The 26743-nt window shown below is 67.2% G+C and carries 30 protein-coding genes and 1 other RNA gene; 2 read left to right on the top strand and 29 right to left on the bottom strand.

All coding sequences use genetic code 11. The annotated features are described in order from the left end of the window. Positions 1-10: 10 nt before the first annotated feature. Positions 11-1462, top strand: a complete 1452-nt coding sequence (locus C1A17_RS13865) for a sodium:solute symporter family protein (RefSeq protein WP_101653519.1) — start codon at positions 11-13, stop codon at positions 1460-1462. Between the two features lie 46 nt (positions 1463-1508). Here the strand turns inward: C1A17_RS13865 and C1A17_RS13860 are convergent, their stop codons facing one another. The 9 genes from C1A17_RS13860 to C1A17_RS14670 form a co-directional block, all read right to left on the bottom strand. Continuing rightward, complete coding sequence (locus tag C1A17_RS13860) at positions 1509-2213, bottom strand: type 1 glutamine amidotransferase (protein ID WP_101653518.1); 705 nt, start codon at positions 2211-2213, stop codon at positions 1509-1511. A 22-nt stretch (positions 2214-2235) separates the two neighbouring features. Then, positions 2236-3261: a dipeptidase gene (locus C1A17_RS13855; protein ID WP_101653517.1), complete on the bottom strand. Its 1026-nt coding sequence runs from the start codon at positions 3259-3261 to the stop codon at positions 2236-2238. A 1-nt stretch (position 3262) separates the two neighbouring features. Further along, on the bottom strand, positions 3263-4135 hold the full coding sequence (locus C1A17_RS13850; RefSeq protein ID WP_101653516.1) for a serine hydrolase: 873 nt from the start codon (positions 4133-4135) through the stop codon (positions 3263-3265). Further along, positions 4132-5121, bottom strand: coding sequence for a S66 peptidase family protein (locus C1A17_RS13845; protein ID WP_101653515.1), 990 nt, complete (start codon positions 5119-5121; stop codon positions 4132-4134). The genes C1A17_RS13850 and C1A17_RS13845 overlap by 4 nt, the downstream gene beginning before the upstream one ends. Beyond that, positions 5118-6776: an ABC transporter ATP-binding protein gene (locus C1A17_RS13840; RefSeq protein ID WP_101653514.1), complete on the bottom strand. Its 1659-nt coding sequence runs from the start codon at positions 6774-6776 to the stop codon at positions 5118-5120. The genes C1A17_RS13845 and C1A17_RS13840 overlap by 4 nt, the downstream gene beginning before the upstream one ends. Next, positions 6776-7684 carry an ABC transporter permease gene (locus C1A17_RS13835; protein WP_101653513.1) on the bottom strand — a complete coding sequence of 303 codons (909 nt, stop codon included), beginning with the start codon at positions 7682-7684 and terminating at the stop codon, positions 6776-6778. The genes C1A17_RS13840 and C1A17_RS13835 overlap by 1 nt, the downstream gene beginning before the upstream one ends. Before the next feature lies 1 nt (position 7685). Beyond that, positions 7686-8870 carry an ABC transporter permease gene (locus C1A17_RS13830; RefSeq protein WP_245873775.1) on the bottom strand — a complete coding sequence of 395 codons (1185 nt, stop codon included), beginning with the start codon at positions 8868-8870 and terminating at the stop codon, positions 7686-7688. Positions 8871-8958: 88 nt separating this feature from the next. After that, positions 8959-10512 carry an ABC transporter substrate-binding protein gene (locus tag C1A17_RS13825; protein WP_245873839.1) on the bottom strand — a complete coding sequence of 518 codons (1554 nt, stop codon included), beginning with the start codon at positions 10510-10512 and terminating at the stop codon, positions 8959-8961. A gap of 33 nt (positions 10513-10545) precedes the next feature. Continuing rightward, positions 10546-10812: a hypothetical protein gene (locus tag C1A17_RS14670; RefSeq protein ID WP_245873773.1), complete on the bottom strand. Its 267-nt coding sequence runs from the start codon at positions 10810-10812 to the stop codon at positions 10546-10548. A gap of 453 nt (positions 10813-11265) precedes the next feature. Between C1A17_RS14670 and C1A17_RS13820 the strand changes: the two genes are divergently transcribed. After that, the gene (locus tag C1A17_RS13820; protein ID WP_101653512.1) at positions 11266-13128 is read left to right on the top strand and encodes a DUF262 domain-containing protein; all 1863 of its coding nucleotides are present in this window, start codon (positions 11266-11268) and stop codon (positions 13126-13128) included. Positions 13129-13248: 120 nt separating this feature from the next. Here the strand turns inward: C1A17_RS13820 and C1A17_RS13815 are convergent, their stop codons facing one another. From C1A17_RS13815 to C1A17_RS13730, 20 genes are all read right to left on the bottom strand, one after another. After that, complete coding sequence (locus C1A17_RS13815; protein WP_245873771.1) at positions 13249-13506, bottom strand: hypothetical protein; 258 nt, start codon at positions 13504-13506, stop codon at positions 13249-13251. Between the two features lie 72 nt (positions 13507-13578). Beyond that, positions 13579-13782, bottom strand: a complete 204-nt coding sequence (locus tag C1A17_RS13810; RefSeq protein WP_219618285.1) for a CopG family transcriptional regulator — start codon at positions 13780-13782, stop codon at positions 13579-13581. 1192 nt (positions 13783-14974) lie between these two features. Beyond that, positions 14975-15601 (bottom strand): NYN domain-containing protein, encoded by a 627-nt coding sequence (locus tag C1A17_RS13805; protein WP_146000643.1) that lies wholly within the window; start codon positions 15599-15601, stop codon positions 14975-14977. Positions 15602-16021: 420 nt separating this feature from the next. Then, the gene (locus tag C1A17_RS14320) at positions 16022-16192 is read right to left on the bottom strand and encodes a hypothetical protein (protein ID WP_180953344.1); all 171 of its coding nucleotides are present in this window, start codon (positions 16190-16192) and stop codon (positions 16022-16024) included. A 40-nt stretch (positions 16193-16232) separates the two neighbouring features. After that, positions 16233-16730 (bottom strand): HIRAN domain-containing protein, encoded by a 498-nt coding sequence (locus C1A17_RS14120; RefSeq protein WP_146000642.1) that lies wholly within the window; start codon positions 16728-16730, stop codon positions 16233-16235. A 423-nt stretch (positions 16731-17153) separates the two neighbouring features. Then, entirely contained in the window at positions 17154-17921 is a 768-nt protein-coding gene (locus C1A17_RS13795; RefSeq protein ID WP_101653510.1) for a hypothetical protein, read from the bottom strand. 9 nt (positions 17922-17930) lie between these two features. Continuing rightward, positions 17931-18071 (bottom strand): hypothetical protein, encoded by a 141-nt coding sequence (locus C1A17_RS14315; RefSeq protein WP_180953343.1) that lies wholly within the window; start codon positions 18069-18071, stop codon positions 17931-17933. Continuing rightward, entirely contained in the window at positions 18068-18298 is a 231-nt protein-coding gene (locus tag C1A17_RS13790) for a hypothetical protein (protein ID WP_101653509.1), read from the bottom strand. Before C1A17_RS13790 ends, C1A17_RS14315 begins: the two co-directional genes overlap by 4 nt. After that, a complete protein-coding gene (locus C1A17_RS13785) occupies positions 18295-18495 on the bottom strand; it encodes a hypothetical protein (protein ID WP_101653508.1) in 201 nt (66 codons plus the stop codon). Before C1A17_RS13785 ends, C1A17_RS13790 begins: the two co-directional genes overlap by 4 nt. Next, positions 18492-18809, bottom strand: a complete 318-nt coding sequence (locus tag C1A17_RS13780; protein WP_101653507.1) for a hypothetical protein — start codon at positions 18807-18809, stop codon at positions 18492-18494. The genes C1A17_RS13785 and C1A17_RS13780 overlap by 4 nt, the downstream gene beginning before the upstream one ends. Further along, the gene (locus C1A17_RS13775; RefSeq protein WP_101653506.1) at positions 18806-19003 is read right to left on the bottom strand and encodes a hypothetical protein; all 198 of its coding nucleotides are present in this window, start codon (positions 19001-19003) and stop codon (positions 18806-18808) included. The genes C1A17_RS13780 and C1A17_RS13775 overlap by 4 nt, the downstream gene beginning before the upstream one ends. Next, on the bottom strand, positions 19000-20289 hold the full coding sequence (locus tag C1A17_RS13770; protein ID WP_101653505.1) for an AAA family ATPase: 1290 nt from the start codon (positions 20287-20289) through the stop codon (positions 19000-19002). The genes C1A17_RS13775 and C1A17_RS13770 overlap by 4 nt, the downstream gene beginning before the upstream one ends. Continuing rightward, the gene (locus C1A17_RS13765) at positions 20286-20561 is read right to left on the bottom strand and encodes a hypothetical protein (protein WP_101653504.1); all 276 of its coding nucleotides are present in this window, start codon (positions 20559-20561) and stop codon (positions 20286-20288) included. Before C1A17_RS13765 ends, C1A17_RS13770 begins: the two co-directional genes overlap by 4 nt. Next, positions 20558-20758, bottom strand: coding sequence for a hypothetical protein (locus C1A17_RS13760; RefSeq protein WP_101653503.1), 201 nt, complete (start codon positions 20756-20758; stop codon positions 20558-20560). The genes C1A17_RS13765 and C1A17_RS13760 overlap by 4 nt, the downstream gene beginning before the upstream one ends. 92 nt (positions 20759-20850) lie before the next feature. After that, entirely contained in the window at positions 20851-21069 is a 219-nt protein-coding gene (locus C1A17_RS13755; RefSeq protein ID WP_101653502.1) for a helix-turn-helix domain-containing protein, read from the bottom strand. Between the two features lie 113 nt (positions 21070-21182). After that, positions 21183-22080, bottom strand: a protein-coding gene (locus C1A17_RS13750; RefSeq protein WP_101652361.1) for an IS5 family transposase whose coding sequence is annotated in 2 segments (ribosomal slippage) — positions 21183-21722 and positions 21724-22080 — 897 coding nt in all. Because the reading frame shifts where the segments join, the coding sequence is not laid out codon by codon here. Between the two features lie 516 nt (positions 22081-22596). Beyond that, complete coding sequence (locus C1A17_RS13745) at positions 22597-23817, bottom strand: tyrosine-type recombinase/integrase (RefSeq protein ID WP_180953342.1); 1221 nt, start codon at positions 23815-23817, stop codon at positions 22597-22599. Between the two features lie 178 nt (positions 23818-23995). Then, positions 23996-24371, bottom strand: a transfer-messenger RNA (tmRNA) gene (ssrA, locus tag C1A17_RS13740). A gap of 388 nt (positions 24372-24759) precedes the next feature. Next, positions 24760-25275, bottom strand: coding sequence for an SsrA-binding protein SmpB (gene smpB, locus C1A17_RS13735; RefSeq protein ID WP_245873769.1), 516 nt, complete (start codon positions 25273-25275; stop codon positions 24760-24762). Between the two features lie 120 nt (positions 25276-25395). After that, complete coding sequence (locus C1A17_RS13730) at positions 25396-26742, bottom strand: peptidoglycan DD-metalloendopeptidase family protein (protein ID WP_101653500.1); 1347 nt, start codon at positions 26740-26742, stop codon at positions 25396-25398. Between the last annotated feature and the right edge of the window lies 1 nt (position 26743).

Below are 26743 nucleotides of genomic sequence, written 5' to 3'. Positions count from 1 at the left end.
GGAGATTCCCATGGACGTCGCCATCGTCCTCCTGTACCTCGCCGCCATGATCGCCTTCGGGTTCTGGGGCCGCATGCGCGCCAAGAACCAGGAGGACTACCTCGTCGCCGGCCGCCGGCTCGGCCCCGTCCTGTTCACCGGCACCATGGCCGCCGTCGTGCTCGGCGGCGCGTCCACGGTGGGCGGAGTGGGACTCGGGTACGAGTTCGGCCTGTCGGGCATGTGGCTCGTGTTCTGCATCGGGCTCGGCATCGTCCTGCTGTCGTTGTTCTTCGCCCCGAAGATCCAACGGCTCGAGATCTACACGGTCTCCCAGATGCTCGAGCTGCGCTACGGCTCCGGCTCGCGCCTGGTCTCCGGCCTCATCATGACCGCCTACGGGCTCATGATCTCGACGACGTCGACGGTGGCCTACGGCACGATCTTCCACGCCCTGCTCGGCATCGACCGGGTGCCGGCGATCCTGCTCGGCGGGACGGTGGTCATCGTCTACTCGATGCTCGGCGGCATGTGGTCGATCACCCTCACCGACTTCGTCCAGTTCATCATCCAGACGATCGGGATCTTCCTCATCCTGCTGCCGCTCGTCATCACCGAGGCGGGCGGATTCGGAGCGATCAGCGCCGAGCTCGGGCCCACGGCGTTCGACCCGGTGGCGATCGGGCCCGAAGCGATCCTCACCTACTTCCTCATCTACACGCTCGGACTGCTCATCGGCCAGGACATCTGGCAGCGCGTATTCACCGCCCGCACCCCGGGGGTCGCGCGGTGGGGCGGGCTGTCCGCCGGCATCTACTGCCTGCTCTACGCCGTCGCCGGCGCGCTCGTCGGCACCGCCGCTCAGGTCATCGTGCCCGGGATCGAGGTGAGCGACGACGTATTCGTCGCCGTCGTCGACTCGTCGATGACGCCGGTGCTCGCCGGGCTCGTCCTCGCTGCCGCCCTCTCTGCGGTGATGTCGACGTCGTCGGGCGCACTGCTCGCCGCCTCGACGGTGTTCCGGCAGGACGTCGTCGAACCCGTGCTCGCCTCCCGCGGTGCTCCCCGCAACCGGATCGGCAGCGCGCTGCGCGGCGGACTCGTCCGCGAGACCGGCGACGAGGTGCGCGACTCCCGCCTCTACCTGCTCAGCCTCGGCGCGGTGACGATCGTGCTCGCCTGCATCATGCCGAGCGTCGTCGAGGCGCTCACCGTCGCCTACAACCTCCTCGTGTGCGGTCTGTTCGTGCCGATCCTCGGCGGCCTCGTCTGGCGCCGCGGCACGATCATCGGCGTGCTCGCGGGGATGATCGTCGGCGCGCTCACCACGATCGTCATCATGGTCGTCGCCGGCATCTACGCGAACCCGGCGATCTACCTCGGACTGCTCGCCTCCGCCGTCGCCTACGTCGTGGGCTCGCTCGCCTCGCGGCCGACCGAGCCCGAGATCCTCGCGGCCTGGCGGGAGCGCATCGCGCGCTGACCCGCCGTGCGCACGGGGTCGTGCGAGCGGGGAGGGTGCGGGAGCGTCAGCTGCGGAGGAGCGCGGCGAACCCCGCGATCATCGCCCGCGCGTCGACCTCGGTCCCCGGCTGGGCGGCCTCGGCCCCGGCGATGAGCGCGTCCTTGTCGAAGCCGAGCGCGGCGAGCTTCGCGGCGTCCCAGCTCCGGACGTTCTCCGGTCCCGCCTCGGGATGGAACTGGAGTCCCCAGGCCCGCTCCCCCAACCGGAAGGCCTGGATCTCGCAGAGCTCGCTCCGGGCGAGGAGCACGGCGCCGGGCGGCAGCGCGGTGATCCGGTCGACGTGGCTCTCGATGAACGCGGTCGAGGTCCGCAGCCCGCCGAACAGCGGGTCCGCGGCGGCCTCGGCAGTGAGGGTGATCGGTGTGGATCCCTTCTCCGGGGCGCCGGATTCGGCCGCCACCGCTCCCCCGCCGACATGGGCGAGGAGCTGGCCGCCGAGGCAGATCCCGAGCTGCGGCATGCCCCGGTCGAGCGCGTGCCGGACGAGGTCGGCCTCCGGGCCGAGCCACGGCGCACCGGCGGTGTCGTCGGGCATGTACCCGCCGCCGAGCATGATCATCCCGTCGTAGTCCGCGAGCGCCGCCGGCTCCGGGACCGACCCGGCCGCGCCGACGCGGACGTCGATGTCGAGGTGCTCGTCGATGAGCCACTGGGTGAGCCGGCGGGGTCCGGATTCGATGTCGTTGACGATGAGGAGTACGCGGGGCATGGGCGGTTCGGATCCTTCCGGGTCAGTGGTCGCCGGTGGTCGCGGCGTGGCGCGGGTCGTGGGCGTCGAGGACGGCGAGGACGTTCTCGTACCCGAGCTTGAGGAGCTCGGCGTCGCTCCAGCCGCGCCGCCCGAGCTCCTCGAACAGCGCGGGATAGGCCGAGGCGTCGTCGAGCCCGGTGGGCATCGAATCGGTCCCGCACAGGTCCGCGCCCAGGCCCACGTGATCGATGCCGACCTGCTCGCGCAGGAGGTCGCAGTGGTCGGCGACGTCGGCGGGCGTGACCGCGGGCGGGGTGCCGACCTCGCCGTCCTCGACCCAGCGCCGCCGGGCGTCGGTGACGAAGGAGGGGACGAACGTCACCATCGCCCCCCCGCCGTTGCCGGGCAGCCGGTCGAGCACGTCGGCGGGGATGTTGCGCGGGTGCGGGTTGAGCGCGTGCACGCAGGAGTGGCTGAAGATCACCGGCAGGTCGGTGATGTCGAGGGCCTGGTGCATGACGCTCGGGGCGACGTGGGAGAGGTCGACGATCATCCCGATCCGGTTCATCTCCCACACGACCTCCCGGCCGAATGCGGTGAGCCCCCCGTGGCGGGCCTCGTCGGTCGCGGAATCGGCCCAGCTGTGGGTCGTCGACCACGTGAGCGTCATGTACCGCACGCCCAGCCGGGCGTACATCCGCAGCACGTCGAGCGACTCGTCGATCTGCTGTCCGCCCTCGACGCCCAGCAGCGAGGCGACGCGGCCCGTCCCGCGTGCGGCGCGCACCGCGGCGGCGGTCGGGGCCCACACGAGGTCGTCGGGGTAGGCCTCGACCATCCGGTGGACGAGGTCGATCTGCTCGAGCGTGGCGCGCACGGCCTCCGGTCCGGTGACCGAGCTGTGGACGTAGACGGACCAGAACTGGGCGGCCACCCCGCCCGCATGGAGCTGGTCGAGCGTGGTGAAGGGCGACACTGCGGCGGAGCGGAGGTCCGCGACCGAGCGATCGCGGGTCTCGCGGAGATGCCAGGGCAGGTCGTTGTGGCCGTCGAACACGTCGATCATGTCAGTCGTCCTCTCCGGCGGGATGGGCCGCGCCGTAGATCTCGGGCTGGAGGTACGCGCCGATCGCCTCGCCGGCCCGCCGCATGAGCGGCATGACCTCGAGCACCCGGTCCGTGTCCGGCTCCCAGTTGGCGAACACCGCATAGGCGACCCGGGATTCCCGGGTCATCGCGACCCCGGCGTCGCAGCGCACGGTGGAATCGGTCCCGGTCTTGTTCCACACCCACGAGCCGCGGGTGTAGTAGTAGTGCGCGAGCGGGTCCGGCTCGAAGGCCGAGGCGACCATCGAGGTGTCGGCGCCCGCTCCGAGCCACCGCCGGAGCACCTCGGAGTGCGCCGCATCGAACAGCTCGTCGCGGGCGAGCCGGGCCATGAAGTCGGCGATCTCGCCGGCGGTGCCGCTCGACAGGCGCGCCGGGGCACCCGCGGGCCGCGGCCAGCGGAGGAAGTCGTGGAGGGCGGAGTCGGTGTAGCCGAGCTCCGCGACGGATTCGGCGACCCGGTCGAGGCCGACCCGGCGGAGCAGCACGTTGGTGGCGAAGTTGTCGCTGAACGCGCCGATGAGCATCCCGATGTCGAACACGCTCAGGCTGTCCTGCTGGAGGAGGTACCACAGCCCCGATTCGTCGACCCGCTCCGAGGGCCGGCGGCGCAGGCGCTCGTCGAGGGACAGCTCCCCGCGGTCGACCATCCGCAGGGCGGCGTGGAGGAGGAAGATCTTCGCGATGCTCGCCGTGGACAGCACACGGTCCGGGCCGTGGGAGAACAGGGTGCGGCCGGTGTCGATGTCGACGGCGAGCGCCGAGAACTCGACGCCGGGCAGCGCGGTGAAGTCGAGGGCGGCGCCGGTGCCGTCGTGCGGGTGCGGGTTCACGGATCCTCCTGCGGGTCGATGACGGTGAGGACGGGCGGTCCGTCCGCCGGGGCGGTGAGCTCGGCGGTGACACCGAGGGGGACGCTCAGGGCGTCGGGGGCGTGGCCGAACCCGAGCTCCCACACGACGGGCACGCCGAGGTCGGCGAGCGTGTCGCGCATGAGCGGCTCGACGGCGTCGAGGGGCCCGCAATCCTCCCACGAGCCGAGCACGACGGCCTGCGCTCCGGACAGCCAGCCGCTGCGCGTGAGCTGGAGCATGAGGTTGTCGAGTCGGTAGAGCTCCTCGTCGACGTCCTCGAGGAGGACGATGCCGCGCGCTTCGGTACCGGGGACGGGGTTCTCCGGGGCGCCGAGCGAAGCCGCGAGCAGGCTGAGGTTGCCGCCGGTGAGGCGGGCGCGGACCGGGGCGCCGGGCGCGGTGGGGACGAGGGTGCGCGCCGCGGGGCCGGACACCGTGCGTCCGCGCCACGGTGCGAACAGCCAGGAGCGCACGTCGGCCGCGATGGCCGTCGAGGTGCGGAACACCGCATTGCCGACCATCGGGCAGAACAGGGTGGGCACCCGCAGGTGGTGCGCCCAGGCCTGGTGGAGCGCGGTGACGTCGGAGGAGCCGGCAAGCAGCTTGGGGCGGCCGTCGGGGCGGAGCGCGTGGGTCCCGAGGAGCGGGAAGTCGAGGGAGTCGAGCAGCCGCATCGCCCCGTAGCCGCCGCGCAGGCAGATCACCGCGCTCGCGTCGGGGTCGCACCACGCGGCGGTGAGGTCGGCGGCGCGCTGCTCGTCGGTGCCGGCGAGGTACGGATAGTCCGGGTGGACGGCGCGCACGTGGGCACCGGGCACGACCTCGAGCCCCCAGGACTCGAGGGTCCGCACCGCGAAGGCGTACCCGGCGTCGTCGGTCGGCCCGGAGGCGGCGATGAGGTGCACCCGGTCCCCGGGCGCGAGCGGTGCGGTGTCGAGGAACGCCTCGGCGGCGGTGCGTCTCACCCGCTCACCCGGTCGAGCCGGAAGCTCGGCACCGCGGCGAGCAGGGTCCGGGTGTACTCGTGCTGCGGGTCGAGCAGCACCTGCTCGACCGGGCCGTGCTCGACGATCCGCCCCTCGTACATCACCGCCACGGTGTCGGCGATGTTCCACGCGAGCCCGAGGTCGTGGGTGATGACGAGCGCGGTGAGGCCGAGCTTCCGGCGCAGTTCGAGGATGAGGGAGAGGATCTCGCCGCGGACCGAGGCGTCGAGGCTCGCCACCGGCTCGTCGGCGATGAGCACCTCGGGCTCGAGGGCGAGCGCACCGGCGATGACGACGCGCTGGCGCTGGCCGCCGGACAGCTCCTGCGGGATCGACTCGAGATAGTCCTCCGCCGGCGTCATCTCGGTGTTCGCGAGGACTTCGAGCACGCGCGCCCGCTCGTCGCCGTCGAACCGCTGGACGCGCAGGCCCTCGGCGACGGACTCGTAGACGCTGAGCTTGGGATTGAGCGAGCCCGAGGGGTCCTGGAGGATCATCTGGACCTCGCGCCGGAAGGCGCGCAGCTCGGCCGGGCGGCGGCCCAGCGGTGCGCCGCGGAACCGGATCTCCGACCCCGGGTCGGGCTCCTGGAGCCCGAGCAGGCTCCGGGCGAGCGTCGTCTTGCCGCAGCCGGACTGGCCGACGACGGCGAGGATCTCGCCGCGGTGCAGCGCGAGGTCGACGTCGCGGACCGCGCCCACGTGCCGGCCCCGCGCGGAGAACGAGACGCTGAGGTTCCGGGCCTCGAGCACGACCTCGTCGGTCATGCCGAACTCCGCGCCGTCGGCGGCGCCGGCGATCCGGGCCGGCCTCCGGGTCACCGGCCGCAGGCGGGAGCCGCGGTCGCCGATCGTCGGGAAGGCCTCGGCGAGCTCCCGGGTGTACTCCTCGGTCGGGTTCCGGCAGACCTCGGCGGAATCGCCGATCTCGACGATCTCGCCGTCCTTCATGATCGCGAGCCGCTCGCACACCTCGGCGAGCACGGACAGGTCGTGGGAGATCATCAGCAGGGTGATGCCGCGTTCGGCGACGAGCCGCTGGAGGACCTGGAGGACCTGGCGCTGGACGATGACGTCGAGGGCGGTCGTGGGCTCGTCGGCGATGATGACGTGCGGTTCGCAGGCGAGCGCCATCGCGATCATCACGCGCTGCTTCTGCCCGCCGGACAGCTCGTGCGGGTAGGCCTTCGCCTTGTCGGCGCTCAGGTCGACCTGGGCGAGGAGGTCGTGCATCCGGGCGGTGCGCTCCTCCTTCGTGCGCCAGCCGTCCTTGACGTGGAGCTCGAGCGCCTCGAGGATCTGCCGGCCGACGGTGCGCACGGGGTTGAGCGAGTGGAGCGCTCCCTGGAACACGATCGAGGCGTCCGACCAGCGCAGCGCCCGGAGCTGTCCGAAGTTGAGCTCGGAGAGGTCGCGGCCGCCCACGAGCACCCGGCCGGTGAGCGTCGCGTTCGACGGCAGCAGCCGGAGCAGGCTGAGGATGAGCGTCGACTTGCCGGAGCCGGACTCGCCGGCGATCCCCAGGGTGCCGCCGGCGGGCACGGTGAGAGAGACCCCGCGCACCGCAGCGATCTCGCCGCGCCGCGTGTTCGAGGAGTAGCGGATGGTGACGTCGTCGAATTCGATCTCCTGCATCAGCGGCTCCTCAGGGTCGGGTTGGCGATCGCCTCGAAGGCGCGGCCGACGAGGGTGAAGGCGAGCACGACGATGACGATCGCGATGCCCGGGGTGAGGATGTACCACCAGTACCCGCTCGTCGCGGCGGACACGTCCATGGCGTTCTTGAGGATCGTGCCCCAGGACTGCTGCGTGGTGTCGCCGAGTCCGAGGAAGGCGAGCGTCGACTCGGCGATGATCGCGGTGCCGACGGTGAGGGTGGTGTTGGCCATGACGAGCGGGAGCACCGCGGGCAGCAGGTGCTTGACGATGATGTGCCAGTGGCCGGCGCCGAGCACGCGGGCCCGCTCGATGTAGAGCCGGGATTCCGCGGACAGCGTCTGGGCGCGCACGACGCGCGCGGTGCCCGCCCACGAGGTGATGCCGATCGCGAGCACGATCGTCCACACGCCGCGATCGAGCACGGAGGACAGGACGATGGCGAGCAGGAGCGAGGGCAGCACGAGGAAGAAGTCGATGACCCGCATGATGAGCCCGCCGACGAAGCCGGTGAAGTGCCCGGCGGCCATGCCCATGATCGTGCCGATGACCATCGACATCGCGGTCGCGGCGAGGCCGACGAGGAGCGAGACGCGCGCGCCCCACACCATGCGGACCCAGAGCTCGCGGCCGAAGTTGTCGGTGCCGAGCGGATGCTCCGCCGAGGGCGGGGCGTAGCGCGGCTGGTCGAGCTGCTGGGTGACGTCGAGCAGCGAGCGGTCGGCGATGACCGGGGCGAGGAGCGCGATGAGCGCGACGATGACGAGGACGACGGCGCCGAACACGCCGGCGGGGTCCCGGAGGAACATCTTCCAGGCGCGCCCGGCGGCGGCCTTCCGGCGGTTGAACGCGACGGCGCGCGGGGACGGTGCGGTGGCGGCGGTCATCTCAGGCCCTCCTGACGCGCGGGTCGAGCTGGCGGTAGAGGAGATCGGCGATGAGGTTCATCACGATGATCGCGGCGGAGAACACGACGAAGGTGCCCTGCAGCAGCGGCAGGTCCGGCCCGCTGATCGCCTCGTAGGTGAGCTTGCCGAGGCCCGGCCAGGAGAACACCGTCTCCACGGTGACCGCGCCGGCGATAAGCCCGCCGATGTGCATGAACACGAGCGTCACCGTGGGCAGCAGGGCGTTGGGCACGGCGTGCTTCCGGCGCACCCCGTCCTCGTTGAGCCCCTTGGCGCGGGCGGTGGTGAGGTAGTCCGCGGTCATCTCCTCGAGCAGCGAGGCGCGCATGACGAGGACGTACTGCGCGTAGACCACCGCGACCATGGTGATGACCGGGAGGATGAGGTGCTGGGCGACGTCGAGGACGTAGGCGAAGGTGCCGGGTTCGACGCCGGGCGAGACCATGCCGCCGGTGGGCAGCCACTGGAGCGTGCCCCCGAACACCATGAGGAGGAGGAGGGCGAGCCAGAAGGTCGGCACCGACCACAGGACGAGCGAGGTGCCGGTGGAGATCTTGTCGAACGCGGAGTTCCGCCGCCACGCGGCGAGCTGGCCGATCCACAGGCCGAAGACGATCGCGAGGATCGCGGCGGTGCCGGTGAGGAGCAGGGTGGGCCAGGCGTACTGCGCGATGAGCGAGCTCACCGACTGCTGGTACACGTAGCTCTCGCCCATGTCGCCGGTGAAGATGCCGACGAGGTAGTCCCAGAACTGCACGAGCAGCGGCTTGTCGAGGCCGTACTCGGCGCGCAGCGCGGCGACCTGCTCCGCGGTCATCGGGCGCTCGCGGGCGATCTTCGCCACCGGGTCGCCGGGGAGGATCCGGAAGGCGAAGAAGCCGAGGAGGATCACCATGAGCATGCTGATGGCCGCTCCCCCGAGCTTCCGGCCGAGGTAGGACAGGAACGAGGTGCCGGCAGGCGGCTCGTCGATGTCCTGACCGCCGGGGGCCACGGGGTCGGGCCGGACGGTGCCCGAGGCGGCGGTGCCGTCGGCGGCGAGCGCGGCGGGTGCGGTGCCGGCGGCCGGTGTGCCGGCGGGCACCTCGGCGCCGGGCCGGGTGTCGTCCGGCTCGCGGCCGGGTGCTGCGTCGCCGGGCGGGCCGGCCGGTGGTGGTGCGGACACGAGGTCTCCTCTCGTAGCTGTGCGGTACGGTCACCGCACAGCGGTCCGGCGCCCGATCACCGGGGTGATCGGGCGCCGGCGCGGTGCATCAGGCGCGGTCGTCGGCGCTCTTGCGACGGGTGATCACGTAGATCACGCCTCCGACTCCGGCGAGCACGGCGATGCCGACGCCGACCCACAGGGCGATGTTCATGCCCTCGGACTCGCCTGCGGCCTCGCCGCTCACCGGTTCGACGGTGTAGAAGCCCCAGTAGCCGGCCTGCCCGGCGATCATGCCGTCCGCTTCGGGCTGGGTGGTGAATCCGTCGAAGCGGTCGGAGCGGTAGGCCTCGAGCGCCTGCGGGTACCACAGGGCGATCTGCGCGGTGTCGGAGTAGTTGAGGCGCAGCGCCTCGCGCACGAGCTCCTCGCGCGCCCCCTCGTCGAGCTCGGTGTGCTGCTGGGCGTAGAGCTCGTCGAACTCGGGGTTGCAGTAGCCGTCCTGCGAGGACGGCCCGTTGCCCTCGGCGTCCGGGCGCGACTCACACGTGTTGATGCCGAGCTGGTAGTCGGGGTCCGGGTTGATGCTCCACCCGGTGACGTACATGTCGTAGTCGCCGGCGAGGGTGCGGCTCGAGATCGTGTCGGAGTCGGTGGCCTCGACGTTGAGCTCGACGCCGAGGTCGGCGAGCCACGGCGTGAGGAACTCGCCGATCGCCTGCTCCGGCTGCGAGGAGGAGTCGACGAGGAGGCGCAGCGAGAGCTTCTCGCCGTCCTTCTCGCGGATGCCGTCCGCGCCCTCGGCCCAGCCGGCGTCCTCGAGGGTCTGCTTCGCGGCCTCGATGTCGTGCTCGACGATGGCCTCGTCGTCGTCGGGCAGGTGCCACTTGGGGAACGCCGAGGGGACGAAGCTTGTCGCCGGGTCGGCGTAGCCCTGCATGACCTGCTCGCGCAGGGTGTCGATGTCGATGCCCTGACGCAGCGCGCGGCGCACCTCGACGTCGGTGAGCGCCTCCGCGCCGGTGCCGTACTCCTCGCCGTCGGGGGTCTCGGCCCCGGAGTTGAAGCTGATCGAGGTGTAGCGGCGGCCGGTGCCGGCGTTGATCTCGACGTCGTCGGCGCCCTCGAGCGCGGTCACCTGCTCCGGGGTGAGCCCGGTGATGAAGTCGACCTCGCCGGAGCGCAGCGCCTGCACCTGGGCGTCGGAGTTCGTGTAGTAGATGTACTGGATCGTGTCGATCGCAGGAGCCCCGCGCCAGAAGTTCGGGTTGGCCTTGAGGGTGATCGACTGATTCGGCTCGTAGCTCTCGAGGATGAACGGGCCGGAGCCGACGACGTCGGTGTCCCCGGGGTCTCCCGCCGGGTCGTCCTTCGCCGACCACACGTGCTCGGGGACGACGGGGATCTCGGTGCCGGGGTTGGGCGCCTGCGGCTCGGTCAGGGTGATGACGACGGTCGAGTCGTCCGGGGCCTCGACGGAGTCGAAGTTCTGCACGAGGCTGCCGTTGGCCGCTCCCATGCCCTCCGGATCCTCCATCATCTGCGTGTAGGTGTAGACGACGTCCTCGGCGGTGATCGGCTCGTCGTCGGACCAGGTCATGCCGTCACGGAGGGTGAAGGTCCAGGTCTTCCCGTCCTCGCTCGTCTCCCACGACTCGGCCAGGCCCTCGGTGGGCGAGCCGTCCTTCGCGTCGTACTAGACGAGGTTCTCGTAGACGTAGCGGTTGATGCCCGTCGAGGTGAGGTAGATCGTCGTGAAGGGGTTGAAGCTGTCGATCTGACCGGCGGTCGCGATCCGCAGGGTGCTCTCCTCCGCCGGCGCGGACACCGCCCCTGCCGTCGACTCCTCGGTCGCGGAATGGGCGACCGGGACGACCGCGGGGGCGAGGGTGAGAGCGGTGGCGGCGGCGACAGCGGTCACCATCCGGGGAAAACGTGGGGATCGGATGCGTGACAACGCCATGGGGTCTCCTTATGAGCTACTTCACATCGACAGAGAAGAAGCTACCGCTCTCGATGCGGCGCTTCAAGCGACCGGCCGCGTCAGGCCCACCTGTCCGACATTCGAATGAATGCCCAGGTCTTGGCACTGTTGTGCGAAAAGTGCGATACGTCCCGACTGCGGGAATGCCTCGTAGACGGGGTGCGCTCGGGAGGGAGGAGCGCACTCTGCCCGCATCGGTTCAGTGATCACCGAGGGGCGATCACCACGACGCACAGAGGCCCGCGTCGCACTCCGAGCACGCGGCGAGCACCTGACCCGGCCTGTCACCTCTTGAGGAGTTGCGGCGATCCGGCCCACTCCGGGCGATGGGCGTTCGGCCGCCCCAGGAAGTCTTCGCGATGCTGCTTGGGAGACTAATCGGTACTGCTATGCCAAAGTTGGACGAGAATCGTTACGGCGCGAAGGAATCTGATGGGCTTTCAAACACCTCTGTACGAGCTGAGCGACTATTTGAAATGGACCACGAACGGGAAGATCCAACTTCCCGACTTCCAGCGGAGTTACAAGTGGGAAGACGAACGCATTCGCCAATTGCTTGTCACGATCCTCAGGGGCCATCCGCTCGGAGTGGTGATGCTTCTCAAGACGGGGAACGATCAAATTCGCTTCAAGCCCCGACCGGTTGAGGGCACGAATGTTCCAGCTGACGCCCAGATCGATTCACTTCTTCTCGATGGCCAACAACGACTGACATCCCTTACCCAGGCGCTCACGGGCGAGGGTGTGGTAAACACCATGGACGCCCGTGGGAAGCGGTTGCAGCGTCGCTATTACGTGGATATGGATCTTGCCCTGCAAGGCGAGGAATGGATGGAGGAAGCGGTTCGGTCGGTTCCCGGCGATGGCCTGGAGCGCAAGAACTTCGGCAAGGATATCGTCCTCGATGTGTCGACGCCGGAAAAGGAACGAGCACACAAGCTATTTCCCTTGCGACTCCTCTACGATCAGATGAACGCTTCGCTGTGGCTCGCAGAACTGGGTGACATCCACATGTTGTCGCGTTTCATGGCCGACGTCATTGCACCCGCGAACACCTATAACATCCCAGCCATTGAACTCGACAATCAGACAAGTAAGGCAGCCGTGGCGACGGTGTTCGAGAAGGTCAACACGGGCGGCCTCGCCTTGAACGTGTTCGAACTCCTTACCGCAACGTTCGCGGGCGACAAAGAATACTTCGATAAGCATGGAACAGACTTCCGCCTCAATGAGGATTGGGAGCACGCGCAGAAAGCGTTCTCTGCGTACCCAGCTCTGAGTCACTTGGAGAGCACTGACCTACTTCAAGCTGTGACGTTGCTGGCCACTCGCAAGCGCAATCTCACCAGCAGCGGATCGAGGCGTCCGGCTACTAGCGCCAAGCGAGAAGATGTATTGAAGCTCACATTGAGCGACTACCTTGAATGGGTCGGTCCCCTGCGTGAGGCATTCGCGTGGGCGTCGAACTTCTTGGCCGATCTCCACATCTTTGATAGCCGTTTCCTGCCGTACCCGAAGCAACTGGTGCCGCTAGCGGTACTCAAGGTTGTGATGGGCAGAGATGCAGATCTGGTCGGACCCAGAGCGCGGTTAGTACGTTGGTTCTGGTGCGGAATACTCGGCGAGCTTTACGGCAGCGCCATCGAAACTCGTTTCGTGCGCGATCTGGAGCAGGTGCCGGATTGGGCGCTTGGCCGAGCAGGTGCTCAGACTCCGAACACCATCAACGACGCTACTTTCGTTGAGTCTCGCCTACTCTCTTTGCGCACCCGGAATGCCGCTGCCTACAAGGGCATCTATGCGCTGATCCTCAACAACGGCGCCCGCGACTGGATGCAAGATCTCCAACTGGATAAGGCCCAGTACGCCAGCCTCGCGGTTGATATCCACCACATCTTCCCGCAGAAGTGGTGCAACATGAACGGCATTGACGACGAGCACCGTGAGAGCATCGTCAATAAGACAGCGATTTCAGCCGTGACGAATCGCACTATTGGAGGTGCGGCACCCTCGCAGTACCTACAAGCGATCGAGCACAAAGCGCAGATCCCCAGCAAGCAGGTTGACGGACTCGTCGCTTCGCACTTGGTGCCCAGTGAAGCATTGCGCGCCGATGACTTCGACGGCTTCTTCGCCGCCCGGCTTGAGGCTCTATGCGTATTGGTGGAGAACGCGATGGGCAAGTCAGTTCCCCGAGATCTCGATCGAGGTGAAGCAACGGAGGATTCCTCTCAGTTCGAGGGTGTCGAACTCCAGAACGGCACAGATAACCGAATTGATCAGCCAGCACGCTGAGTCCATTGCCGTGGCAAGTCGACAGGAGGGAAGAGCTGTCAAGCATGTCCAACACTTCCCCCCCCCCGATCAGGGTGGCGTTCAGGGGCAGGTGTCGAACTCGATGCGCTTGGCGAACCACTACTCGTCGTCAACACATGGATAACCGGCTACGGGGTGGACCCAGGAATCCAGCACGTCAGAGATATCGGACAGGGTCGCGTTGCGGCTGGCGACCGCGCCCACGAGGTTGTTCGCAACATCATCGGGCGCCTCGATACAGACCTGATTCACGTATGGAAGGGCGATTGTCGCCAGCCACCCCAACGGTCCATTGCCGTCAGCAAGTCCGTGGGTGTTTACCACCGGATCCAGCAGCGCAGTCGCTTTGAGAAACACGTTCGGGTGGGCCTTCGCCTCCAGTGAGGTCGTCGACCAGAGCCAGCCGATCCTCGGCCGTCAGGAAGACGGTCAACGACCCAGTCGCTCGAGGACTTCCGCATACCGGTTCCGAACACGCGCTGACGATGCGGCAACGGCCTCGACATGCCCTTGACGCTCCGCCACGACGTGAGTCGATTGAATGGCTACTTGATGCGTGCCATGGGCGTTTGCCTCGGCCGGCGCGACCAACGCCCACTCGTCGTCCTCGTTCAACCGCGACTTCATCGCCATACCTTCATGGTCCCAAAGTTGTATTCGACTCCATTTTACCGACTCCCCAGCGCGGGCTGAATCAGACGAGCGCGGAATGCCTCAGCAGCCCAGCCATAGTTTCGAAGTACACACCAGCATCGCTGGCCTCGCCGGCTCAAAGTCCCCGATGGCACGACAGAACGGCCGAAAGCGACAGCACTCGACCCCTCCGCACGGTGGAGCTCAGGGGGTTGCCGATCTGCCGAGTGCCCTTCGCCCGGCCGGGGTCATGCGCCCCTCGGCCTCAAGCCTGTCCGCGATGGCGAGGTTCCGTGGTGAGGTTGTCCCCGTCGTGCGGCGCGGGGTGAACTTCTGCAGATACGAAGTTCCGTCGTGAGCGCGCCGCGTGCTCTCGCTCCACCCGAAGGCGATGCCTGCTTCCAGAAGGTCGTGGAACGTGATCGACGGCTTCGGACTTCGCGCCTTCTCCAACCGGACCCAGAGCCCGGGATGCCGGTCGTGATGCACCGCCAGCCACGACCAGAGCCCCTCGACCGAGGCGAAGGCCTACGTCGGCAGGTCACGTGGTGTCATCTCACCAAGAGCAGATGCCCTCCGCGCATGCGGACAGGTTCCTGCAGCACCCGATTCACGGGTCGGCTACGCCCCTCCGGCCCGGGCAGGCGAGGCCAGAATCGCGACAAGCGGAAGAGCCCCGGAATCGCAAAGGATTCCGAGGCTCTAACGTGGAGATGGCGGGAATCGCCCTTATCGGTTCCTCACCAGGAGAAACGTGGATCAGGTAGTGACCATGACCACCACTGAACCAAAAAGTGGTGCTCCGGCGGTGCTACCAACACCCCGGAGCGCGGCAATCAGTGCCAGCTGACTGCGGCTCCGATTCTACCAATCGGGTCTGACACGAGGACTGCACCTGCATTGTCGCAGGGCGGTCCTTTCTCGTTCCTACGCCCGATAACCAGTGAACGCCCGGACAATCCACCGAACCGACGCGCCGGGGGTCGGAGCCACGCCAGGCCAGGCGACAGGCTAGGGCAACACCCAAGACTCTCGAGAACACCGAGGGTCTACGGGCGATGCCGCGAATGTCGCTGAGCGTGGATCGGGGGCGGCGGGCCTTTTGGGGCAGGGGACTTTGCAAGCCCGCCCGTGGGTCCGCTCGGGGTGTCCGTGCTTCGGGCTTCCCGGAAACTTCCCAGGCGAATGTTATCTACAGGTCCCCAGCACGGGTGCTGACCGTTTCGTTGAAGTCTTGTTCCGTCAAGAAGTGGCACCAGGGAAGGCCGTTCTGGCCCTTCAAGCGCAGGCGGTTCGCACCTGACCAACATGCAAGCTCGATGTGGGCGTCGCGGAGTCGGTACAAGAGTTCAACCGCGGGAAGCAGGTCTGTGTCACACGAGAATAGAACCTGAGCGTCATACTTCTGCTCTAGCGCGTCAGATACCAGCCGAATGGCAAGCTCGACATCGATGCCCTTCTCTCGACTGTCGAAAGAGCCATCGTCGTAGTGCGTGTACTTGAGATCGCGGTACGTGACTCTGCACCCGCTCTGTATCCACTCCTGACGTAGAAGCTCGAAGCTGCTTGCCTTCTCGGGCTGATGCTCAGGATTCGGCCGGCCCCGGAAAACCTCGACACCCGCAACTACAGACGGCTGGATCTTTCGCTTCCTGACGATCCTGTCGGCGAGCTTCCTGGGGTTCGGTGGAGTCATGTATGGCGGCGATCCGTACTCGGTGTACAGATCATGGCCAGTCTTGTGCACGTTCTCGTAATCGAAGTAGAACCCGATCCGTTGCAACTGGCGCTGAGGCATGTCACTGGGGGTCGGACTCATCACGGCTCCTGCGGAAACTGGGAAAAAATTCCCCGCCAATCCGCTAGGACGACGGGGAGCAATAACCTCATTGTTGTGAATAACTTTCCCCCTGTCAACTAATTTGTTGACGGGCTTCCAATAATCTGGGCGCACCCAGCCACAGCAGGTTCCGGCCCGACTTCCTTGAGCTGCGACCACTCCACACCACCCCCACCGGCGAGATCACACCCCGGCGAGCGGCCCCACCGGCGTGAGCCGCGATCGGCCGAGGGCGATGGTAGAGGGCTTCCCGGACGGTGATGCTGTCGGTGTCATCGCCGGCGAACCGGCTGCGCACCGTGTCCGCGTCGAACGCCTCACCCGTGGCGGCGAGCCGGTCGATCTCAGCACGGATCAGACCACACTCAGACGGCACGGAAACAGGGGCAGACGGGACGATCAGACCCTTCTCGACCAGTCCCGCGCCACAGCACGGCGAACGGCTCGCATCTGGGCCTCAGTGGCCAGCCCGCCGTAGATGTGCTCGGCGGTATGCCGGGTGGTCGCGGACGGGTGTTCGGCGCGGTGCTCGAGGACACCCTGCTCGACTCTCCCCAGACCCCTGCTCATGGTCTAAGTGTACCGGAACAGGGATCCTCGCGGGACCTGCTCAGACGCCAACTGCCTTCCGCAGGGCCGGCAGTCTCGGAACCTCGATCCACCACTTGCTCCCCTCCTGCGAGCACGGCACCTTCACGGCACCCGCAGCGGCCACAACCTCGTGGTACGCCTTCGCAGTCCCCGCCGCGATGTAGCCGATCTTCACGCCCTCCATCGACCCGACCGTTACAGCATTCGGATCCACAGGGTTATCGGGCTCCGCGACCAGGACGACGAACCTCGGACACGGATCCTCCCGCTGCTCGAATGTCAGGTAGTTCCCGATGCCCACGATCTTCATGCGTCTCGTCAGCAGATCCGGGAACGCCCTCACCCTCGAGAACGACACCGTGAACCCCGCTGCCGGATGCACCGGCTGCCGGTCACGCTTCGGAGTTGGGCGGGGTGGAGTAGCCGGCCGAGGATCACTTCGGCCACGCTCCACGCGAACGACAGGCAACGGCAGCTGGCCCTTGAAATGCCGCTTGAACCACTCGATCACACCCATGCCGAGATCCTAGCCGCGACGAGAGAGGGAAGCTCTGCCTTGCAGCTCGGGTGCCTCAGGACACGGTGGGGAGGCCTCCCCCAGGTAATGCAAACCCAGCCGTGGAAACAGCAGACTGATCTGTGGATTTCGGCCGTGTGTGTGTCGCTATGCCGCGCGTGCGCCCTGGGCCGGAAGGGGACCGGGGGCGCCCCTGGGTGTCAAGGAGTCATACAGGTCAAAAGGGGCGTCAAACAGCCGTCTGAGGCGGGGAGATTTCGCTAGGTGCCGGACGGGGTGGCCCCTGCCCCTCGGTCGACGAGGGTGGGGCGTGGTGCTTGGTGCCACCCTATACCCCGTTCGGATACCCCGGTCGGACGAGGGACCGCCCCGAACAGGTGGTGTCCTGTTCGGGGCGGTACTGCCGGCACTGGGGTGTTCTGCTCAGAGTCGGATCTGGCTTCGTGCGGTGGCGGCTCGCTTCTTCGCCGCAGCGTGGATGGTTTCGTAGCGGGCGTTGACTTCGCTGGGTTCGGTGGCGAGCTCGACGGTGATGGGCATGCCGAGCGCGTCCCACACGGTGAGCATCTTGCCGTCTGCTCGTCTACCTCCTGCGAGCCGATGGTTCTCGGTCTGCTCGAGGGTGGGTGCCATGAACCGCAGGTGCGGTTCTCGGTGTGCGACGCCGGGGTTCTGGCGGGTGATGAGCGGGAACACGGATCCCCAGTGGGTGAGGATCGTTTCGGTGACAGCGAGGGCTTCCTGTGCTTTTCGGCGCTGTGCGGCGTCCTCGGTGAGTGTTCCGCCCTTGATGTCGTAGAGGTCGACGGGGCCGAGCGACTCGTGTGCGGATTCGAGGGTGTCGACGGCCGCGGTGAACTTCTCACGGATCTTCTTGGTGATGGTGTCGGCGTGGTCGATGTAGTGCTGCAGTCGGGCCTTGGATTGTTCGATCCGGTGGAGCTGGTCGGTGTTGAACCGCTGGGCGAGGAGTTCGCGCAGCAGTTCGTCTCGCACGCCGGGGTCGGTGATCGGGTCGGTGCCGTTGGCGTAGCACTTGAACACGCGGTCCTTGAGGTCGCCGGCGGGTGCGCCGATTGCGGGGCGGCTGGCGAACTCGGGGATCTTGACGCCGATCGCGGTCAGGGCCTTCTGCACGAGGCCGGCGGTGGTGGTGTTGTCGTCGTAGTTGTTGCTGATGGTGTTGAACATGGGTGCTCCTCATTTGTTGAACAGGCGGGTAATTGCTGTCAGGTCGGTAGGCTCGTCGGGTTCGGTGGGCTCGTCGGGTGGGTTGTCGGGGTCCGGTGTGCCGGGTGTGCCGAACAGCCGGCGGACGAGTTCGGTTTCTTCATCGGTCATGGTGTGTCCTTCCTGGGGTGGAGTTCGACGTATCCGTAGCGGGTGAGCGCGGCGGGGAGTCGGGCGGTGATGTCTGCGAGGAGGTAGTCGAGGATGTCGGCTTTGGTGCGGGCTTTCTCCTCGAGGTCGAGGAGGTATCTGCCTCCGGCGAGGAGTTCATCGACGCGGGCTTGCAGCTGGTCGGCGCGTTCACGTTCGGTCTCGTACCGGGCTTTCCAGTCGGTCATGGCTGGTCCTTGGGGTTGAGGGTGTTCATCTCGGTTCGGAGCTGCGCCACGGCTTCCTCGAGCCGGTCGAGGCGCTTCTCGAAGGTCCGCACGGCTGGTTTGAGGGCCGCGGTCTCCCGGCTGTTCCGGGTGAGCTTGTCCCAGAGCAGGCTGAGCCGCTGGTCGAGGCGGGCGTCGTCGGTGCCGAAGTCGGTCATCGCTGTGCCTCCTCGGTGAAGGTCTCCCGGAGTTTCTGCCGGGTCGGGACGCCGAGGGCTTCGGTCACGTCGACGATCGCGGCGAACGTCTCGAGGATGTCCGCGATGGTGCCCTTGAGGGCGGTGACCTTGAAGGCCTCGGACTGTCCGGCGAGAGCTTCGTTCAGGCGGTCGATGATGGTCTTCCGGTCATCGTCGAGACTGGCGATGGCGGCTGCGGTCACCCGGTCGAGGTCGCGTTCCACGTCGTCGATGTTGAGGACGCCGGCGAGGTCGCCGTTCTGGTCGTAGCTGGGAATGATGCGGTCGGTCATGGGGCGGGCCTTTCAGTGGTGGGGTCGGTTGCGGTGCCGGCGACGAGAGTGTGCTCTGCCTGGGCGTTCTCCACCTCGCAGCCGGGGTGGATGGTGGAGTCGTCGGTCGGGATGAGGGGGAGGCCGCAGGCGGCGCACCAGTGGCCGGTGATCGGCCACTGGTGCCCCTCGTCGTCTGTCCAGCGGTCGGTCATGCTGATCGCCTCCCCTCGACCTGACAGCGGACGCAGGAGCCTTGGTGGAGGACGTTGCCGCAGGCGGCGCAGGTGGTGTCCCGCCCCTGCTTCTGGGGTGCGGGGTCGGGTGAAGGTGGCGCGTAGGTGGCGGTGGTCGCAGAGTCCTGATCCCTGACACCTTCGCTACCTTCGGTGCCACCTTGAGTGCTGACCTGCCAGACCCAGCCGCCCCCGAAATCGGACTTCGCGGAGAGGATCCTGGGGTTCTTGGACCGGCGGCGAGCATCCTTCGATGACTGATCGGAGAATCCCGCTGCGCGTCCCGCTTTGAGTACGTCGCCGGCAGGAGCTTCCGGCGGGGTGCGCTCGAGCAGGTAGTCGAGGACGAACTGCTGAGCCTCGTTCCGGTCCTCGGCGTCGCCGCTGAACCCGGCTCGTAGAACATCGGAGACCGATTTGTCGGACTCACCGAGCAGGGTGAACCGTCCGGTGACCGCAGGCCCCTTCGGAGTCTCCACGAGCGCGCTGTCGATCCGGTAGGCGAGGTTCGGCAGATCGTCGCGCCCGAGGCTGTTCTTCACCTGCGAGAGGATCCGCCCGCCGTTCTCATCGTCCTCGTCACGAGCGAACCCGAACACCGAGCGCGGCACGTTCTTGAACGCACCGGATCCGGTGATGAGCGAGGCAGGATCTCCGCTGGAAGACTTGTTGAAATGCGCGATCCCCAGGACGACTGCACCGGTTCGATCCGCGATCCGTGCGAGGGGATCCAGTGCCGTGCGGACCTCCCTTTCACGGTGGGTGTCGATCCTCGCACCGATGACCGACATGAGCGGGTCGATGACGACGAGGCCGACATCGTTCTGCACGATCGCTTCCTCGAGCAGATTGTTGTCCGCGGGCAGCGACATCTCGACCTGCTCGTCGATGTCGTTGACGACTTCGAACCTGCCGACCATGCTGCGGTCCGCGCCGGCGGCGATGAGCCGAGGGACGAGGGTGTGCTTCCACGAATCCTCGACCGCGACGTAGAACACGCGACGCGGCTGTGCGTGGAACGATCCGGGGAGAGCCCCCGCAGCGATCTGAGCGGCCAACCAGATCCCGAACGAGGACTTCCCGGTCCCTTCCCTGCCGGCGGCGACGGAGAGCGAACCGGAAGGGATGCGTCCCTCGCCGTTGTCCTCCCACGCCCACACGACCGGCTCAGGCTCGATCTCCGATGCCCAAGTGATCTGAGCCCGGCGCTGCGGCCTGGGGAGATCCACCAGTTCCTCGGGTGAGTAGTTGAACACTTCGCTCATCGGCGCTCACCCCGATTCCGGGAGTCACCGCGTGCCTCGGCCTCGGCGGTCATCTTCTCGCGGGCGGCGCGGGCATTGAGCCCGTCGATGGTGCCACGGATGACGGCGCTGATCTGCCCTTCAAGGTATTCGCCGGCCCGGACCTGCCTCGCCACGGCCTCGATGAAGCTGGTGTCGGTGAGGCGGGCCTGCTGCTCTCCGTGCCGGTAGCCGGTCGAGTAGGCGATGTCGTAAAGTCGGCGGGCTTCTTCGGTGTCGAATGTCCTGCTCACTGCGCCTCACCGTCCTCGACGGGGGTGATGCGGCAGAGGATCGCACGAGCATCTGCGCCTCGGGCGTTGGCTCGCGCTACTGCCCGCTCAGCGGAACGGAGGCTGAGGTAGAGCCGGCGCCGGTATCGTCCGGTCCGGTCCTCGACGAGCACGACGAGCGCGTGAGCCCGGTCGAGATCTTCGTCTGCCAGTGCCATCTGGGCTACAATCGAGCCAGATCCTGCGCCCACCACATTGCTGGATTTCATCGCCTCGGTTTGCCCGCCGAGGCGATTCTCTTTTGTGTGGATCACGCAGAGTCACCGCCGTTCTGCTTGGTGAAGGTGGTCGGGTTGACCTCGCGGCGGAGCTTCATCAGATCGTCGTAGGCGATGCGGATGACGCGCTTTCCGTATCGGTAGGCTCGCAACTCCCCGTTGGAGATCCACCGGCGGATGGTCGGTGCTGAGGTGCCGGTGATTTCTGCTGCCTGAGCGATGGTGAGCTCGGGCGTGATCTTGGTCGGCATGGGTGCTCCTTTCGGATTTGGGCATGAAAAAACCCCGACTGTGTGAGTCGGGGTTGGGTGGTTGGACTATGGATTTTGGGCATAAAAAATGCCCCGGTGAAGGGGCATGACTTCTAGGGCGTGTCCGATAAATGGTGTAGCCACGCAATAGCCGCATTGAGCACGACTGCTGCGCGGTAGACGATGGCGAGTTTGTCGTAGCGGGTGGCCAGGGCCCGCCACTGCTTCAGGCGGCTGTAGCCGCGCTCGATGACGTTCCTGCCCCGGTACTTCTCGGCGTCGAACTTCGGCGGCCTGCCGCCCTTGGAGCCGCGGCGCTTGCGGTGGCCCTGTTGATCGTTCGGCTCGGGGATGACTGCTTCAATCCGGCGGCTGCGCAGGTAGGCACGATTGGCCCGCGAGGAGTACGCCTTATCGCCCAGCAGTGCTGTCGGCCGGGTGCGGGCGCTACCGAGTCCGGGGCGCTGGACCCGCAGCTGATCCATGAGCGGGATGAGCATCGGGCAGTCGCCGTCCTGGCCGGCGGTGCACACGGTGACCAACGGCAGTCCGTGGCCGTCGACGAGCTGATGGGTCTTCGTCGACAGCCCACCCCGGGACCGGCCCAGCGCGTGGTCAGGCGGCTCGACGTCCGGATTCGTGTAGTTCGACGAGTCCCTTTTTTAGGCGCGTGATGTTCGTTGCGTGTTGATGAGCACGCGCGATCGTGGAGTCCACCGACAGCGACCAGTCGAGCTGGCCGGCCGCGTCAGCGTGAGCGGCCAAGCGGGCCAGCGCGGTGTCCCAGGTGCCGTCGTCGGCCATCCGGCGATGCCAGGTCCATACCGTCTGCCACTTGCCGAACGTCTCGGGCAGATCCCGCCAGGCGATCCCGCACCGGTAGCGGTAGATGATGCCCTCGACCATCTGGCGGGCATCAGCGAAGGGCCGGCCCCTGCGGCCGGTCGGAGCAGGCAGCAAGTCAGCGATCAGAGACCATTGAGCATCCGTGAGCAGTTGGAATCTCGACATGCTCCCAGGCTCTCAGCCAGCGAACCACATCATTGTCAGACACGCCCTAGGTGAGGTCGGTGAAGAATTCGGTATCTGCGCCAGAAGGTAGCTTCGCGGTCGGAATGGATCGGTTAACTAGCCGGTGTCTGCGCCGGGGGGCGTACCCTCGGACGGTCCCCCCGACGCGAGATCAGGCTGGGTCAGCTCCCCGTCATGCCGACAGGCTGAGCGTTGCAGGTGTCGGTTGCTTCTCCTTCCAGACGTGGATCCTGGGCCGGTAGTGCAGTGTCGACGGCGAACCATCTGACACAGCCCCCCGTGTGCGAAACTCGGCTGGGTATACCCCCCGACATCTCGCCAGGCTGGGCTTGCTGCCACACCGGGATCAATCGTGCGGAAATCCCTGAGTCTTACAGCAGCGGGTGATTCGGTTGCCGTTGATCGGCTCTGCCTCAGCTGGCGCCCCGAATCGGACACTCATTCGATTCGAGCAGGACTCTATACCCCAAGAGTGCTCACTGCAACCATTTGCGCTCACAAGTTCCGCACTTCGCTCGACAGGGAGCTCGCGAGCATCGCCAGCCGGTCGCGGGTCGCGTGCTGGTACTTCGCCACCACCTCGGCGGAGGTGTGGCCGGCGAATCGCTTGAGCTCCTCGAGAGTCGCCCCCGCCTGCCCGATGCGCGTGAGCGCCGTGTGCCGGAGCGCGTGGAAGGTGAACCCGTCGAGCCGGTCGTCCGGGTCAGCACTGTCGTTGTATGTCTCCACCGCGGCATTGAAGGCGTTGCGCAGGGTGTTCGGGTGGATCCAGTCGTCGCCCTTCGGGGTGCGCGGGAAGAGCAGCATGTCGCGTTTTCGCCCGACGTGCTCCCGGAGGTGATCGTTCACCGTCTCGGTGAGGGCCGGCGGGATCGGCACGGAGCGGGTGCCAGCATCGGACTTCGGGCGGGTCTCATACAGGCCGCTCCCCCTCGCTTGGACCTGCCGAACGATGCGGATCCAGAGAGTGCCGTCCACAGCTGTGGATATGTCGCGGCGGCGCAGGGCGATGACTTCTCCGAGGCGCAGCGCCGACCACGCGGCGAGGTTCACCGCCAGCGCGTAGCGGGGCGGCATGTTGCTGACGAGGGCGGCGACCTGCTCGGGGGTGGCGACCTTCTCCCCGTCGTCGTGGTGGTGCTTCGGCTGGTGCTTCGTCGCACCGGGCACACCGCACGGGTTCTCCGAGATCAATGGGGTGAAGGTCGCGGACTGGCCCTTGGCCTTCCCGGTCGCGTAGGTGAAGAGAGCCGACAGGGTGAGGTAGACGTTCCGGGCGACACCGGAGCCCTTCTCCCGCAGCAGATCCGAATACCAGTCCTCGACCTCGGCGGGGGTGACGACGGTGGCCGGGACTTCTCCGAACACGGGGCGAATGTGGCTGTTGTAGCGGGACTGGTAGGTGTAGATCGTGCCTCGGCTCCGGCCGGCGCGCTCAAGGAAGGTGAACCACTCGTCGGCGAGGGTGTCGATAGTGACCGCGGACTTGGCCTTCTCATCTGCTGCGCGGCGGCGCTCTGCTCGAGCTTCGGCGGGCGGGATGAAGATGCCGCGGGCGATCTCTCCGCGGGCGATGCTGAGGGCGGCGCGGGCGTCTCCGATGGTGAAGAAGGAGCCGATGGTGTGCCGGCGCCCCTGGGTGTAGATCCGGGCGCGGTACTGCCCGTTGTGCAGCCGGTCGATCCCGCGGGGCAGATCGGAATACTTCTTCGGCATTGGCTCCCCCTCCAGTTGACCGGTTTTGGACCAAATGGGACCACCCATGACCCACCGATTGACCAACACCATGCTACTCTGTGAGTGATTGTGAACACTACTGACCACACCGAGAGGGCCTAGATTCCGCGCCAGAAAGCGGAAGAGCCCCGGAATCACTAAGGATTCCGAGGCTCTAGCGTGGAGATGGCGGGAATCGAACCCGCGTCCGTCAGCATTTTACCGGGTCTTCTCCGGGCGCAGTTCGTGAAGCAGCTTCTTAGGTCCTGGTCATCGCACGAACACGTGATCCAACGAACGGAGTTGAGTAAGAGTCCCGCCGGCACCCCCAACATGTACCGGCAGCAGTGGCTTCCTTGCTGACGCCAGGAGCTAGAGCGGAAGCAACTCTAGGCTGACGGATTCGCAGCTCGCGCTATCAGGCGGCGAGGGCGAAATCGGTGCGGTTATTGGATTTAGCACCTATTGTTTTGCAGAGGACATTAACGAGTTGACTCTGCATTCTCGGCCCGCTTCTCCCGACGCCATGTCCGACGTCGAAACCGATCATCCCCTTATTCAGTTACCACACCGGCCGCGCCTGCACGGAAGCGAACCCGCACAGCCATCGAGCCGGACTGCTGATGCTACTCCTCACAACCGCCGGCCGTCCACTTTCATTCCCGCGCCGCGAGCACCCGGCCTCGGAGCTCCCAGACCCAGCCGCTCGAACCGAGCAATCGAACCCGAGCGCCGAGGCCCCGCGATCCGCGGATCCGCGCGGTTTCCACACCGTCGTCCACAGTTCATCCCGGGTTCTGCACATCTCATGGCACTCCCTGTGGAGAACCATCATCGTTGCAGGTGAGAGAGGTAGGACAGACAACCGGCTCGAAAGTGGACATCATCTCGCAGGCCTGATACACGCGGTTGTCCACAGCAATTCCCACAGGGTGCAGCTGGTCACATATTGCGTCGCAGGGACATCGCCCGCTGTGCTTCGCGCGCATCCTGCTTCTCCCGCAGGGCCTGCCGCTTGTCCCAGTCCTTCTTGCCGCGCGCCACCGCGATCTCGACCTTGACCCGCGACCCGACGAAGTAGAGCTCGAGCGGCACGAGGGTCCGACCTGACTCCTTGAGCTTGTGGGAGATCTTGAGGATCTCGTCCCGGTGGAGGAGCATCTTCCGCCTCCGTCGAGCGGCATGGTTCGTCCACGTGCCCTGGAGGTACTCGGGGATGTAGACGCCCTCGAGCCACGCCTCGCCCTGGAAGATCAGGCCGAACCCGTCGGTGAGGGATGCGCGCCCTTCGCGGAGGGACTTGACCTCGGTGCCGGTGAGGACGAGTCCGGCTTCGTAGGTGTCCTCGATGTGGTAGTCGTGGCGCGCCTTGCGGTTGCGCGCGATCGTCGTGATCGAGTCCTTGCCGCCGGTCTTCGGCGCTGCGGCGGCCGCCTTCTTCCCGCTTCCCTTGGCCATGTCCCTCCTCCCGGGCTGATTCCGTGCGCCGGTTCGGCGCCTGCGCTGGGTGCACGGCCGGTCCGTTCCGGTGCCGAGCACAGATCCACCAGTGTACAGGCCCGGTGCGCGGCGGCGGACCTACTGGATGAAGGGCATCGGGTTGACGTAGGCGCCGTTCTGCATGATCTCGAAGTGGAGATGGCAGCCGGTCGACGACCCCGTCGTGCCGGCCCGGGCGATGACGTCGCCCTGCGAGACCCGGTCCCCGGCGCGCACGGTGATGCGGGTGTTGTGGTTGTAGGTCGAGGCGATGTTCTGCCCGTCGACCTTGCCGTGGGAGACCACGACGCGGTTGCCGTAGCCCCCGCCCCAGCCGGCGGACACGACGATGCCGTCGCCCGACGCCCGGACGGGATCCCCGCACGGGATACCGAAATCGGTGCCGGTGTGGAGGCGACGCGAACCGGTGATCGGATGGATGCGGTAGCCGAACGGCGAGGTGATCGGATACCCCGGCGCGGGGTTGCGCAGCTCGCCGTTGCCAGGCAGCGTCTCGCCGCGCTCCGCGGCCTCCCGCTCCCACTTCTCGACCTCCTCGGCGAGGCGCTCCTGCTCCTCCCGCTGACGCTCGAGCTCCTCCTCGGTCCGCGCCCGGTTGTCCTCGATCGTCTGCGACGCCCGGTCCTTGGTGTCGATGAGCGAATCGAGGTCGGTCTTGCGCTGCCGGGCATCCTGTTCGGCAGCGGCCTTGGTGAGCACAGCGGCGGCCGCCTCCTCCTTGAGGTCCTCGATCTCCACGGCGATCGCGTCAAGCCGGTCCTGGTTGTTCCGGTTCGTCGTCCGCTGCTCGGACAGCCGGGTGATGGTCCGCTGCTGGGAGCGGACGGCGGAGTCCACGCGTCCCAGGCCCTGGGCGCCGTTCTCGCTCGACGCCATCTGCAGGAGCAGCGCGAGGTCCGAGGTCACGCCTGAGTTCTGATAGGCCTGGCGGGCGATCCGGGTGACCGCGCCCTGGCTCTCCTCGAGCTCCTGCTCGCCCTCGTCGATCTCGGTCCGCAGATCGTCCTGCGCGTTCTGCGCCGAGGTCATGCGGGCGGCGAGCTCCTCGTCGTGGCGCTCCGCCTCGGCGAGCTCGTCCTCGGCCCGGGTCAGCGCGTCCTCGGCCTCGGGCATCGCCTCCTCGGCGGCCTCCTTCTCCGCGATGACCCGCGCGAGCTCCTCGTCGAGCCCCTGGAACTCGCGGGTGAGCTCGTCGACGCGCTCGTCGACCGCATCCTTCTTCTCCTGCGGGTTCGCGGCGAGGCCGGCGACGGGCAGGAGGACGGTGAGCGCGGCAGCCGTGGCGGCGAGGACGGTGCGCCGCCGTGCGCGGTGCAGGACGCCCGGGCGAGTGCGGTCGACCGGGTCGCCGCCGGGCACGGCCGGGCGGCCGAGGCGAGCGATCGGCCCGTGCTGCGTACGGCTCCAGGAGCGGGTGCGAATCATG

The organism is Brevibacterium ihuae (assembly GCF_900184225.1).
Taxonomy (GTDB): Bacteria; Actinomycetota; Actinomycetes; order Actinomycetales; family Brevibacteriaceae; genus Brevibacterium; species Brevibacterium ihuae.
Note: the sequence above shows the minus strand (reverse complement) of the source record. Positions and strands in the feature narration are given on the sequence as shown.

What these genes read in the sequence shown, in the direction of transcription:
- C1A17_RS13820 (WP_101653512.1), top strand. Translation starts at nt 11,266, where the DNA reads ATGGGCTTTCAAACACCTCTGTACGAGCTGAGCGACTATTTGAAATGG.
- C1A17_RS14670 (WP_245873773.1), bottom strand. Translation starts at nt 10,812, where the DNA reads ATGGCGTTGTCACGCATCCGATCCCCACGTTTTCCCCGGATGGTGACC.
- C1A17_RS13755 (WP_101653502.1), bottom strand. Translation starts at nt 21,069, where the DNA reads ATGCCGACCAAGATCACGCCCGAGCTCACCATCGCTCAGGCAGCAGAA.
- C1A17_RS13855 (WP_101653517.1), bottom strand. Translation starts at nt 3,261, where the DNA reads ATGATCGACGTGTTCGACGGCCACAACGACCTGCCCTGGCATCTCCGC.
- C1A17_RS13785 (WP_101653508.1), bottom strand. Translation starts at nt 18,495, where the DNA reads ATGACCGACTTCGGCACCGACGACGCCCGCCTCGACCAGCGGCTCAGC.
- C1A17_RS13780 (WP_101653507.1), bottom strand. Translation starts at nt 18,809, where the DNA reads ATGACCGACCGCATCATTCCCAGCTACGACCAGAACGGCGACCTCGCC.
- C1A17_RS13810 (WP_219618285.1), bottom strand. Translation starts at nt 13,782, where the DNA reads ATGGCGATGAAGTCGCGGTTGAACGAGGACGACGAGTGGGCGTTGGTC.
- C1A17_RS14315 (WP_180953343.1), bottom strand. Translation starts at nt 18,071, where the DNA reads ATGACCGATGAAGAAACCGAACTCGTCCGCCGGCTGTTCGGCACACCC.
- smpB (WP_245873769.1), bottom strand. Translation starts at nt 25,275, where the DNA reads ATGGCCAAGGGAAGCGGGAAGAAGGCGGCCGCCGCAGCGCCGAAGACC.
- C1A17_RS13730 (WP_101653500.1), bottom strand. Translation starts at nt 26,742, where the DNA reads ATGATTCGCACCCGCTCCTGGAGCCGTACGCAGCACGGGCCGATCGCT.
- C1A17_RS14120 (WP_146000642.1), bottom strand. Translation starts at nt 16,730, where the DNA reads ATGGGTGTGATCGAGTGGTTCAAGCGGCATTTCAAGGGCCAGCTGCCG.
- C1A17_RS13865 (WP_101653519.1), top strand. Translation starts at nt 11, where the DNA reads ATGGACGTCGCCATCGTCCTCCTGTACCTCGCCGCCATGATCGCCTTC.
- C1A17_RS13790 (WP_101653509.1), bottom strand. Translation starts at nt 18,298, where the DNA reads ATGACCGACTGGAAAGCCCGGTACGAGACCGAACGTGAACGCGCCGAC.
- C1A17_RS13760 (WP_101653503.1), bottom strand. Translation starts at nt 20,758, where the DNA reads ATGGCACTGGCAGACGAAGATCTCGACCGGGCTCACGCGCTCGTCGTG.
- C1A17_RS13805 (WP_146000643.1), bottom strand. Translation starts at nt 15,601, where the DNA reads ATGAGTCCGACCCCCAGTGACATGCCTCAGCGCCAGTTGCAACGGATC.
- C1A17_RS13745 (WP_180953342.1), bottom strand. Translation starts at nt 23,817, where the DNA reads ATGCCGAAGAAGTATTCCGATCTGCCCCGCGGGATCGACCGGCTGCAC.
- C1A17_RS13775 (WP_101653506.1), bottom strand. Translation starts at nt 19,003, where the DNA reads ATGACCGACCGCTGGACAGACGACGAGGGGCACCAGTGGCCGATCACC.
- C1A17_RS13860 (WP_101653518.1), bottom strand. Translation starts at nt 2,213, where the DNA reads ATGCCCCGCGTACTCCTCATCGTCAACGACATCGAATCCGGACCCCGC.
- C1A17_RS13795 (WP_101653510.1), bottom strand. Translation starts at nt 17,921, where the DNA reads ATGTTCAACACCATCAGCAACAACTACGACGACAACACCACCACCGCC.
- C1A17_RS13835 (WP_101653513.1), bottom strand. Translation starts at nt 7,684, where the DNA reads ATGACCGCCGCCACCGCACCGTCCCCGCGCGCCGTCGCGTTCAACCGC.
- C1A17_RS13770 (WP_101653505.1), bottom strand. Translation starts at nt 20,289, where the DNA reads ATGAGCGAAGTGTTCAACTACTCACCCGAGGAACTGGTGGATCTCCCC.
- C1A17_RS13840 (WP_101653514.1), bottom strand. Translation starts at nt 6,776, where the DNA reads ATGCAGGAGATCGAATTCGACGACGTCACCATCCGCTACTCCTCGAAC.
- C1A17_RS14320 (WP_180953344.1), bottom strand. Translation starts at nt 16,192, where the DNA reads ATGAGCAGGGGTCTGGGGAGAGTCGAGCAGGGTGTCCTCGAGCACCGC.